The organism is Lacrimispora sp., from assembly GCF_032078915.1.
Lineage (GTDB): Bacteria > Bacillota > Clostridia > Lachnospirales > Lachnospiraceae > Lacrimispora.
This window is the reverse complement of record NZ_DAMAUN010000094.1, coordinates 1-11,201: the sequence shown is the minus strand read 5'-3', so window position 1 is coordinate 11,201 and position 11,201 is coordinate 1. Positions and strand designations below refer to the sequence as shown.

The 11,201-nt window shown below is 43.7% G+C and carries 9 protein-coding genes and 4 tRNA genes; 10 read left to right on the top strand and 3 right to left on the bottom strand.

Translation table 11 applies throughout. The features are described from left to right. From RT269_RS25175 to RT269_RS25155, 5 genes are all read left to right on the top strand, one after another. Positions 1 to 392: helix-hairpin-helix domain-containing protein (locus RT269_RS25175; RefSeq protein WP_313186781.1), on the top strand; the 392-nt coding region annotated here is incomplete at its 5' end. A 155-nt stretch (positions 393 to 547) separates the two neighbouring features. Then, a tRNA-Pro gene (locus RT269_RS25170) sits at positions 548 to 621 on the top strand. A 26-nt stretch (positions 622 to 647) separates the two neighbouring features. Continuing rightward, a tRNA-Glu gene (locus RT269_RS25165) sits at positions 648 to 719 on the top strand. Positions 720 to 866: 147 nt separating this feature from the next. Continuing rightward, complete coding sequence (locus RT269_RS25160) at positions 867 to 1,412, top strand: flavodoxin domain-containing protein (protein ID WP_313186779.1); 546 nt, start codon at positions 867 to 869, stop codon at positions 1,410 to 1,412. A 16-nt stretch (positions 1,413 to 1,428) separates the two neighbouring features. Continuing rightward, positions 1,429 to 2,310 carry a GGDEF domain-containing protein gene (locus RT269_RS25155; protein WP_313186777.1) on the top strand — a complete coding sequence of 294 codons (882 nt, stop codon included), beginning with the start codon at positions 1,429 to 1,431 and terminating at the stop codon, positions 2,308 to 2,310. Positions 2,311 to 2,374: 64 nt separating this feature from the next. Here RT269_RS25155 and RT269_RS25150 read toward each other — a convergent pair whose 3' ends face one another. Together RT269_RS25150 and RT269_RS25145 are read right to left on the bottom strand one after the other, a co-directional pair. Next, complete coding sequence (locus tag RT269_RS25150) at positions 2,375 to 3,922, bottom strand: flotillin family protein (protein ID WP_313186775.1); 1,548 nt, start codon at positions 3,920 to 3,922, stop codon at positions 2,375 to 2,377. A gap of 93 nt (positions 3,923 to 4,015) precedes the next feature. Continuing rightward, positions 4,016 to 4,088: transfer RNA gene (locus RT269_RS25145), tRNA-Thr, on the bottom strand. 311 nt (positions 4,089 to 4,399) lie between these two features. Here RT269_RS25145 and RT269_RS25140 point away from each other — a divergent pair. Together RT269_RS25140 and RT269_RS25135 are read left to right on the top strand one after the other, a co-directional pair. Continuing rightward, a complete protein-coding gene (locus RT269_RS25140; protein WP_313186798.1) occupies positions 4,400 to 4,681 on the top strand; it encodes an acylphosphatase in 282 nt (93 codons plus the stop codon). Positions 4,682 to 4,942: 261 nt separating this feature from the next. Next, the gene (locus RT269_RS25135; protein WP_313186774.1) at positions 4,943 to 5,575 is read left to right on the top strand and encodes a manganese efflux pump MntP; all 633 of its coding nucleotides are present in this window, start codon (positions 4,943 to 4,945) and stop codon (positions 5,573 to 5,575) included. Between the two features lie 279 nt (positions 5,576 to 5,854). Here the strand turns inward: RT269_RS25135 and RT269_RS25125 are convergent. Further along, positions 5,855 to 5,925 (bottom strand) — tRNA-Gly (locus RT269_RS25125). A gap of 154 nt (positions 5,926 to 6,079) precedes the next feature. On the opposite strand from RT269_RS25125, the gene RT269_RS25120 reads away from it, so the two are divergent. The 3 genes from RT269_RS25120 to RT269_RS25110 all read left to right on the top strand — a co-directional run. Then, the gene (locus RT269_RS25120; protein WP_313186770.1) at positions 6,080 to 7,999 is read left to right on the top strand and encodes a DNA gyrase/topoisomerase IV subunit B; all 1,920 of its coding nucleotides are present in this window, start codon (positions 6,080 to 6,082) and stop codon (positions 7,997 to 7,999) included. A 12-nt stretch (positions 8,000 to 8,011) separates the two neighbouring features. Beyond that, complete coding sequence (locus tag RT269_RS25115) at positions 8,012 to 10,246, top strand: DNA gyrase/topoisomerase IV subunit A (RefSeq protein WP_313186768.1); 2,235 nt, start codon at positions 8,012 to 8,014, stop codon at positions 10,244 to 10,246. Between the two features lie 160 nt (positions 10,247 to 10,406). Continuing rightward, positions 10,407 to 11,201 (top strand): aspartate-semialdehyde dehydrogenase family protein (locus RT269_RS25110; RefSeq protein ID WP_313186766.1); only part of this gene is annotated, 795 nt, incomplete at its 3' end.

Genomic DNA, 11,201 nt, shown 5'->3' with positions numbered 1-11,201 from the left:
GGGATAAGCTGGAGTATTATCTGGCCGACTATAAAAAGCGGTTCGACACTCTTTCCAAAAAAGAGCAGGACACCCTAAGGGACATGAGAATCGTACAGGAGATGTATGCCAGAGGGTATGACTTTATGCCCATCGATATTTACCGGGCAAAGGCAAGGCATTTCCAGATCATTGACGGCAAATTGATGCCGTCCTTAAGCAGCATTGACGGATTGGGTGAAAAAGCGGCTGATGCCGTCGTGGATTCGGTAAAGGATGGAGCTTTCTTATCAAGGGAAGATTTCAGAAACAGGACAAAGGTCAGTAAGACCGTATGTGATTTGATGGGAGACTTAGGACTTCTTTTTGAACTCCCGGAATCCAATCAGCTGTCCTTGTTTGACTTAGGCTGACAGGAGGGATAAGATCCCTTCTGAAGCCCGGGGCTTTTCCGGACAAGATAGTAACAGAAATTTATTGAAATTTTTCCAGAATTTTAAAATAATAAAAAAATTTTGAAAATAAGGTTGACATTCGCTGGGATTTATATTATACTACCTAACGTAATCGAGGCGTGGCTCAGTTTGGTAGAGCGCTGCGTTCGGGACGCAGAGGTCGCAAGTTCGAATCTTGTCGCCTCGATTCTGTATCAATAATATGCTGTAAATGGCCTATTGGTCAAGCGGTCAAGACGCCGCCCTCTCACGGCGGAAACCCGAGTTCGATTCTCGGATAGGTCATAGTAAAAACCTTCAGGAGCAGCCTGGGGGTTTTTGTGTTAAGCGGGACAGTTTTAAAATAAGAGCGCCGTTATTTTTTGATTGATGTATAAAACGATTGGAAATACATAGGTTTGTCATAGATAAAGAAGATAGGAGGAGCCTGTTATGAAGAAGATTGCGGTAGTATATCAATCAAAATATGGAGCGACCAGAAAGTATGCGGAATGGATCGCCGGGGAATTATCCTGTGATCTGTTTGAAGGTAAAGATATAAAGGCCAGTGATCTTTTGCCATATGATACCATTATTTTAGGCGGCGGCCTGTATGCCGGAGGTGTCAACGGGATTAAGATATTGACGAAGAACTTCTCTAAGTTCTCCAACAAGAATCTGGTGCTTTTTACCTGCGGACTGGCGGATCCTTCCGATACGGTCAATACGGATCATATTAAAAAGAGCCTGAATAAGGAGCTTACTGAAGAAATGCAGGATAAGATCAAACTATTCCATTTACGCGGGGCCATGGATTATTCTAAACTCAGCCCCATGCATCGGACAATGATGGCTCTTGTCTGCAAGATGGCAGCAAAAAAGGACCAGGATTCTTTGACTGACGAAAATAAAGAGATGTTAGCAAGCTACGGAAAAAGCGTTGATTTTATAAATAAAGAAACGATATTGCCGCTTATAAATCATATAAGAAATTTATAAGCATTACGGGGTTAAAATGGATAATATTTCGCTGGATGAGATAAAAGACAAATTGGACTTTTTTTATAAAATGTATGATATCGTACGTTTGGTTGATCCGCTCCACAAAAGGGTGCTGGATTACCGGCAGTCATCGTTAACCGGAACACCGGATATATGCTATCATTATTGGGAAAACGACAGGATTTGTGATAACTGTATATCCATAAGAGCTTATCAGGAAAATAAAAGCTTTGTAAAAATGGAAAAAAGCAGGGAAGAGGTTCTTCTTGTTACAGCTATTCCCATTGATAACGCCGATAGCCCGGCGGTACTTGAGCTGTTAAAAAATGCTACCGACACAATGCTCGTGGGGAACGGTGATTATAACCAAGGAGAAATATTTTCCCGCTTTATAAAGGAGCTTAATGATGCGGCGGTGAGAGACCCGCTTACAACTCTTTATAATAGGCGTTTTGTGGATGAACGCCTTCCGGTTGATATTATTAATGCTTTGCTAAAGCATAAGCCATTGTCCGTATGCTTCATTGATCTTGATAACTTTAAATCAATTAATGACCTTTATGGGCATAAGGCGGGGGATTCAACGATCCAAGAAGCAGGCGATGTCATTTCCCGGAATATTTCTCATGAAGATGTTTGGGCGGCAAGATATGGAGGAGATGAGTTTCTTCTTTGCTTAAGCGGCGTCGATGAAGACCAGGCGTGTGAAATTGCAGAAGGCATACAAAGTGAAATTGAACAGATGCCGGTAAGCCAGGCTGTAAAAGGGGTTCCTCTTTCCATCTCTTTTGGGATAGAAACCATGAAGGACGTTCCTATGACTGCGGAGGAGCTTATACGCAGGGCAGATGAAAAGATGTATCAAGCAAAAAAGAAAAAAAGTTCGGATATATGATAGAAATAAGATTAATAAAGTAGAAAAACCACCCTGTATAAGGATGGTTTTTCTATTTTTGTTTTTATTCTTTATCTGTGCTTTCAGCAATATCCTTGCTGATGTTTGCAACAATTACTTCGTTTGCCGGTTCATTAATATTTGTACCGTCAGGAATTCCAGTAATATTTACATTTCTGGTTACCTTGGCATCATATGTATTTGCTTTCATGATCTCTGTGATATCCAAACCGGTTGTTTCTTTTACAGATTCAATCGTCCTAGCTAAGACAGCTGGTACATAGCTCCCCATGGAAGTTACGCCTGTATCACCATTCCCGCTGTCAATGATAGTAACCTTATCAATTGCAGCTAATGGTTCTGCAATAGCCTTTGCCATCTCTGGCAGTGCCTGCACAATCATTTCCATCATTGCGGCCTGCCCGTATTTTTTCATTGCGTCCGCTTTCTTCTCCATTGCTTCCGCCTCAGCAAGCCCCTTTGCCTGAATAGCAGCAGCTTCTGCTTCTCCTTTGGCTTTAATACCTTCGGCTTCCTGGAGCATAGCGAATTTTTCTGCTTCTGCCTGGGCTTTTCTTGCTTCCGCCTCTTTTTCCTGCTCGTATTTCTTTGCTTCCGCTTCGCGCTGTCTTCTTGCTAAGTCAGCGGAAGCTTTCTGTTCTACGGCATAGCGTTCTGCATCGGCTTTCTTATTAATTTCGGCTTCCAAAGTCTGCTGCATAACGGCAACTTCTTTGTTCTTTAGTTCTGCTTCCCGTTCTGTTTTTGCGATCTGGGCATTCACTGTAGCCGTCTGAACTGTTTTTTGCTGTTCCTGGTTCTGAATTTCATAGGCTGCATCCGCTTCCGCACGTTTTGAGTCAGATTCTTTCTTTAATTCAGCCTTTCGAATCTCAAGTTCATTATTCTTCTGAGCAATTTCTGTTTGAGCAATTACTCTTGCATCATTAGAGGCTTTATCTGCTTCCGCCTGGGCAATTGCAATGTCTCTTTCCGCCTGAGCTTTTGCGATAGAAGCGTCTTTCTTGATTCTTGCCGTATTGTCGGCACCAAGATCCTTAATAAGGCCATTCTCATCGGATATATTCTGGATATTGCATGATACAATTTCAATCCCAAGTTTTTTCATATCTTTTGATGCTTTTGCCATTACCTGGTCAGAGAAGGAATCTCTGTCAGTATTGATTTCCTTTAAAGTAAGAGTACCGATAATCTCACGCATATTACCCTGAAGAGAATCCTGTAAGTCCTGGGTAATCTGATCCTGGTTTTTATTTAAGAAGTTCTTAGCCGCTAATTTGATTCCTTCTTCCGTTGGTTCAATTCTTACTTTCGCAACAGCGTCAACATTCACGTTGATGAAATCATTTGTTGGCACAGATTGTTCTGTCTTGATATCCACCGTCATCTGACCAAGGTAAAGCTTATCTAATCGTTCAAGAAATGGGATTTTAATTCCGGCGCGTCCAATTAAAATCTTCGGCTCTTTTTTCAATCCTGAAATAATGAAAGCCCTGTCAGGCGGAGCCTTTACATATCCGCTTGCTAAGATACCAAGCAGGACAATTACAGCTATAGCAGTAAGAACGAATGGTAAAATGATCTCTAACATAATTTCTCCTTTCAATCATAAAAAGTTTCAATTGCTTCGTGTAAGTAATTCTTTATATGAAGAAAAAACCTCGTAAAAACGAGGTTTTTATAAAGCTCCCGGGGGGACTCGAACCCCCGACCCACGCATTACGAATGCGTTGCGCTACCAACTGCGCTACGGAAGCAATCCGGTTATATTATTATAAGGCCTGAACCTTTGATAGTATAACAGCTAAATGGTAAAAAATCAACCCCTACTTGAAAAAAAACTTAAATTGCGTAAGGATTGCCAAACCTCCCATAAAAAGTTATAATTAGTAAAAGATTCAAGGAGAGAACGCTCATTACTGAGGAGTTTTTTACACAAAATTACGATAATATTCAGCCGGGAAACCAGTTCGTTTTTTATAATAAAATATATGTGACCATTGATGAGACTATTATTAAATAAAGGAGAAACCCTGTCACGGAGGAGATCAGGGTGCAGGTGATTGCGATGGAAAAATGGGATAAAATTCGAAAGCATGTTTATGTCAGCGGACGGGTCCAGGGGGTGGGATTCCGTTTCCGAACCCAGCAGCTTGCCCGGGGCCTTAACCTTACCGGTTGGGTGAGAAACTTAGATGACGGACGGGTGGAATTGGAACTTCAGGGGCGGGAAGAAGAAATAGACCGCCTGTTTGACCATTTAAGGCAGGATCGTTACATTATGATTGACAACTTCCAGGCGGCAGAGATCCCGCCAGTGAAAGAAAGCGGATTTCGGGTAAGGTATTAAATGAGAAAGATTGACAGCGGCTGCATACCCATGCTATACTACCAACACAACAGAATAGCTCATGAGGGAGTAGTTTGCGCGGACTGCCGCGTGTCAAGTCAACATACTGACCATTGGTCTGGCTTGTCTTAAAAAACGAGACTCATGTATAGCCCAGGCTATACATAGGTCTTTTGCTTTATATTGGCTCAAGTATAACCTGACAGGGTTGTACGGGAGTCTTTTTTTGTTGAATAACCGATTTGGTACGGAGGAAGTAAAATGAATTTAATCGAACTCTTTATTCTTGCAGTGGGGCTGTCTATGGATGCCTTTGCCGTGGCAATCTGCACCGGTCTGACAATGAAGAAAGCAACTGTAAAAAAGGCAATGATTGTCGGTCTGTATTTTGGGATATTTCAGGCGGTTATGCCGCTTATGGGGTATTTTGCAGCCACATGGTTTGCGGACAAGATTATCTCTTATGACCATTGGATCGCGTTTGCGTTGCTCTGCTTTCTTGGCGGCAGAATGATTTTTGAAAGTTTCAAAGAAGGGGGCTGTCCTGACAGAGTCTGTCCGGCTGAATCGTGCAAAGACAGAAACTGCCCTGGAGGAAAGCGGCCTGACAACAAGGAAGCCACTTTAAAGCCCGATGAGATGCTGCCCCTTGCCCTTGCCACGAGTATAGACGCTCTGGCTGTAGGCGTGTCCTTCGCCTTCCTTCAGGTCAGCATCGTTCCGGCGGTTTCTTTTATCGGGATTATAACTTTTGCCTTATCCATGGTCGGTGTTAAAATAGGAAATGTATTCGGCACAAGGTTCAAATCGAAAGCGGAGCTGGCCGGAGGTATTATATTAGTTTTAATTGGTTTGAAGATATTGCTTGGGCATTTGGGGATTATTCCTTTGTAAGCGTTAGCCTTCCATCATTACATAGATGGGAGATGGTGCGGATGAAATATGAATTTAAAGACCTTATGGCTTTTGGTATGTTCATAATCGCATTACTTACCTTTATTTTCGCTTATTGTAAGCAGCGTTTTTCTATAAAGTCCCGGAAACGGGCAATAGTAAACCATAAAGTGTATCTTATTCGATCTTTTTGATTCTCAAAGTGGTGTCAAGTCATAAAAATAGGACTATCCAAGTTATCTTGGAAGTCCTCGTTTTCCTTGTAAATTAAAGGTTTAGAGCAGATAACGGGAATCGGACCCGCCTCCTCAGCTTGGGAAGCTGATGTTCTACCAATGAACTATATCTGCATAATTTATTTGATACGTTTTATATTATAGCATAGGGTATTGGAAAAGTTCAATACTTTTTTAAGAATTTAGCAAAAAAAATACCAGAAACTTGCCAAAACTGGAAAAGGCATTGTATAATGGGAAATGACAATACCAGATGTGGAGGAGTAACATGGCAAAAGCACAGTATAATGCGGATAGTATTACCGTATTGGAAGGCCTTGAGGCGGTTCGAAAACGTCCGGGCATGTATATAGGCAGTGTTGGGACAAAGGGATTGAACCATTTGATTTATGAGATTGTAGATAACGCGGTGGACGAGCATCTTGCCGGTTACTGCAGTCAGATATGGGTCACCCTGGAAGCAGATGGATCCTGTACCGTAAAGGATGCAGGACGAGGAATTCCGGTGGAGATGCACAAAAAGGGAATATCGGCGGAGCGAGTTGTACTGTCTACCCTTCATGCAGGCGGTAAATTTGATAATGACGCCTACAAGACCAGCGGCGGCCTGCACGGAGTCGGTTCCTCGGTTGTGAACGCCCTGTCTGCCCACATGAAAATTAAAGTATATAAGAATGGTCTGATTCATTACGACGAATATGAGCGGGGCATACCAACGGTAGAACTGGTGGATGGCCTGCTTCCCACGTTAGGAAAAACAAAAGAGACAGGAACAGAAATCAACTTCCTGCCTGACGGGGAGATTTTTGAAAGAATCCGTTTTAAAGCGGAATGGTTAAAAAGCCGTCTTCATGAAACTGCGTATTTGAATCCGGAGCTTCATATCACCTATGTCAACAAAAGACAGGGAGAAGAGGAAACCGTCATTTATCATGAACCGGATGGAATCATCGCCTATGTAAGGGAGTTAAATGCCGGAAAAGATGCAATTCACGATCCGATTTATTTTAAGGGAACCCTGGATAAGGTTGAAGTGGAGGCTTCCCTGCAGTTTGTGGATACCTTTGAAGAAAATATCCTGGGCTTCTGCAACAATATTTTTACCCAGGAAGGGGGAACCCACCTGGCCGGATTTAAGACACGCTTCACTCAGATGATCAATAACTATGCAAGAGAACTGGGGATTTTAAAAGAAAAGGATGCCAACTTTACAGGAGCCGATACGAGAAACGGTTTAACGGCTGTAGTGGCAGTAAAGCATCCGGATCCCATTTTTGAAGGACAGACTAAGACAAAGCTTGCAAGCGCCGATGCCACAAAGGCGGTATTCACGGTGGCAGGAGATGAGCTGCAGCGGTATTTTGACCGAAATCTGGAAGTCTTAAAGGCAGTGATCAGCTGTGCGGAGAAATCTGCAAAGATCCGCAAAGCAGAAGAGAAGGCAAAGACCAACATGCTTTCAAGGTCAAAATTTTCCTTTGACAGCAATGGAAAGCTTGCAAACTGCGAAAGCCGGGACGCAAAAGAATGTGAAATTTTTATCGTAGAGGGAGATTCCGCGGGCGGTTCCGCAAAAACGGCCCGCAACAGGCAGTACCAGGCCATTCTTCCGATCCGCGGTAAGATATTGAACGTAGAGAAGGCCTCTATGGACAAGGTTCTTGCCAATGGGGAGATAAAGACCATGATCAATACCTTTGGCTGCGGATTTTCAGAAGGATACGGCAATGATTTTGATATTTCAAAGCTGCGGTATCATAAAATCATTCTCATGACCGATGCCGATGTGGATGGAAGCCATATCGACACCCTTCTTCTCACCTTTTTGTACCGGTTTATGCCGGAGCTTATTTATAACGGCCATGTGTTTATAGCCATGCCGCCCCTGTTTAAGGTAGTGCCAAAGCGGGGAGAAGAACAGTACCTTTATGATGAAAAGGAGCTGGAGCGCTACCGCAGGACCCATACGGGAGAGTTTACCCTGCAGCGGTATAAGGGACTTGGAGAGATGGATGCAGAACAGCTGTGGGAAACCACTCTGGACCCTGAAAGGCGGGTGCTGAAACAGGTGGAAATCGAAGATGCCCGTATGGCTTCGGAAATTACCGAAATGCTCATGGGAAGCGATGTGCCTCCAAGGCGGCAGTTTATCTATGAGCATGCGGATGAAGCTGAGATTGACGCGTAAGGAGAAGGAGTAATGGCAGAAAAAATCATTAAAACAGAATATTCCGAGGAAATGCAGAAGAGCTACATGAATTATTCCATGAGCGTGATCACAGCCAGAGCGATCCCGGATGCAAGAGACGGATTAAAGCCGGTACAGCGGCGAGTATTATATGACATGAGCGAGCTTCGTTTAAACCATGATAAGCCCCACCGTAAGTCGGCGCGTATCGTGGGCGATACCATGGGTAAATACCATCCCCATGGAGACAGCTCCATTTACGAAACTCTGGTAGTCATGTCCCAGATATTTAAAAAGGGGATGCCTCTGGTCGACGGACACGGAAACTTCGGTTCCATTGAGGGAGACGGAGCGGCAGCCATGCGTTACACGGAAGCAAGGCTTGAGAAGTTTGCAGAGGAAGTCTATTTAAAGGACTTGGATAAGACAGTTGATTTTGTCCCCAATTATGATGAAACGGAAAAGGAACCGGAAGTTCTTCCTGTGCGGGTTCCAAACCTGCTGATCAACGGGGCGGAGGGGATAGCGGTAGGTATGAGCACCAGCATTCCTCCCCATAACTTAGGGGAAGTTATAGATGCGGTACGGGCATATATTGATAATCAGGATATTACCATAAAGGAATTAATGGAATATCTGCCCGGACCGGATTTTCCTACTGGCGGCATCATAGCCAATAAAAGTGATCTGCCTGCCATTTACGAGACCGGCGTCGGAAAGATCAAGCTCAGAGGAAAAATAGAAGTGGAGCTTGGAAAACGGAAGGCAGATAAGGATAAACTGTTAATCACAGAGATCCCCTATACCATGGTCGGAGCCGGAATTAATAAATTCCTGATGGATGTGGCAGACCTGGTTGAGAGCAAAAAGCTTACGGATGTGGTGGATATTTCCAACCAGTCCAACAAAGACGGGATCAGGATCGTTCTGGAGCTGAGAAAGGATGCGGATGTAGAGAAAATCCGCAACATCCTTTATAAGAAAACAAAGCTGGAAGATACCTTTGGAGTCAACATGCTGGCCATTGCAGGCGGGCGTCCGGAAACCCTGGATTTAAAGGGAATCCTTAAAAATTACCTGGATTTCCAATATCAAAATGCCACCAGAAAATATCAGACCCTTTTGGAAAAAGAGCTGGAAAAGAAAGAGATCAGGGAAGGCCTTATAAAAGCCTGCGACATCATTGATTTGATCATCGCAGTTTTAAGAGGTTCCAAGAACTTAAAAGACGCAAAGCACTGTCTGATGACCGGAGATATCTCTAATATAAATTTCCGGGTCAAGGGATTTGAAGAGGATGCGAAAAAGCTGTGCTTTACGGAAAAACAGGCGGGAGCCATTCTGGAAATGCGCCTTTATAAGCTGATCGGCTTAGAGATCCTCCAACTGGAAAAGGAGTATAAGGAAACGCTGGCTAAAATCGCTGAATATGAAAAAATCCTCTCCAGCCGCAAAAACATGGATGCGGTCATTAAAAAAGACTTAGACAATATCAAAGCCGAATATGCGACTCCAAGAAGAACTCTGATTGAGGATGGCAGGGAAGCAGTTTATGTGGAAGATGCAGTCACCGTATCAGAGGCCACCTTTGTCATGGACCGTTTTGGCTACTGTAAGGTGCTTGATAAGAATACTTATGAAAGAAACAAAGAAACCATTGAAACAGAGAATCCTTATGTGGTAAACTGTTTGAATACGGATAAAATATGTATCTTTACCAATACGGGAAACTTACATCAGGTGAAGGTTCTGGATATTCCAGGCGGCAAGCTGCGGGATAAAGGTACGCCCATTGATAATTTAAGCAAGTTTGATGGGACCAGGGAAGAGATCATATACCTGGGCCATGCACAGGGCTTTAAAGGGCGTAAATTTTTGTTTGCTACCAGACAGGCTCTTGTAAAACTGGTACCGGGAGAAGAGTTTGAGACAAATAACAGGACCGTAGCGGCCACTAAGCTTCAGGACGAAGATAGTGTCATCAGCGTTCAGCTTGTGGGCGGACAGACGGATGTGGTGCTGCAGACGTCGGCAGGCGTATTTTTACGTTTCCAGGCGGAAGAGATTCCTGAGATGAAGAAGAATGCAAGAGGCGTGCGTGGAATCAAGCTGGCGCCTGGCGAGGAGTTAGAGAACGTGTATCTTTTAGGCGAGGATCCTATCATTCATTACAAGGAAAAAGAGGTTCATTTAAACCGGCTGAAGATTGGAAAACGTGACGGAAAGGGCAGCAAGGTGCGCCTTTAATGCTTTACTGCAGCATACATTTTAAAGAAATGTATGCGTGTGACGCACAAATGTATTTTTCTGGCGAATAAATATTGATTTTTTTTTCACTTTGTTATAGGATAGTTAAGAATTTAGCATATGATAAGATTACAAAATGAAAAGAAAAGAGGAGAAAGCGATGGAAAAAAGATTGCGAGTTGGCGTTTTAGGAGCAACCGGTATGGTGGGACAGAGATTTATTTCTCTTCTGGAAAATCATCCATGGTATGAGGTGGTAACAGTGGCAGCAAGTCCTCGTTCTGCTGGCAGAACCTATGAGGAAGCAGTGGGCGGCCGTTGGAAAATGGCCACTCAAATGCCTGAGGCCGTAAAGAATCTAACTGTCATGAATGTAAATGAAGTGGAAACGGTTGCTGCCAGTGTTGATTTTGTTTTCAGCGCTGTGGATATGACCAAGGAAGAAATAAAGGCCATTGAGGAAGCATATGCAAAGACCGGGACACCGGTTGTATCGAATAACAGTGCCCATCGGTGGACGCCGGATGTTCCTATGGTGGTACCTGAGATCAATCCTGAGCATTTTGAAGTCATTGAGGATCAGAAAAAGCGTCTGGGTACGGACCGTGGATTCATTGTGGTAAAACCCAACTGCTCCATTCAAAGCTATGCACCTGTTTTGACAGCCTGGAAGGAATTTGAACCCTATGAAGTGGTGGCTACGACCTATCAGGCAATCTCCGGAGCAGGAAAGACCTTTAAGGACTGGCCGGAGATGGTAGAAAACATCATTCCTTATATCGGAGGAGAAGAAGAAAAGAGCGAGCAGGAGCCTCTTCGCCTCTGGGGAAAGATTGAAAACGGAGAGATCGTAAAAGCCAGTGAACCGGTCATCACCTGTCAGTGCATCCGGGTACCCGTATTAAATGGACATACGGCGGCTGTATTTGTAAAATTCCGGAAAAAGCCCACCAAG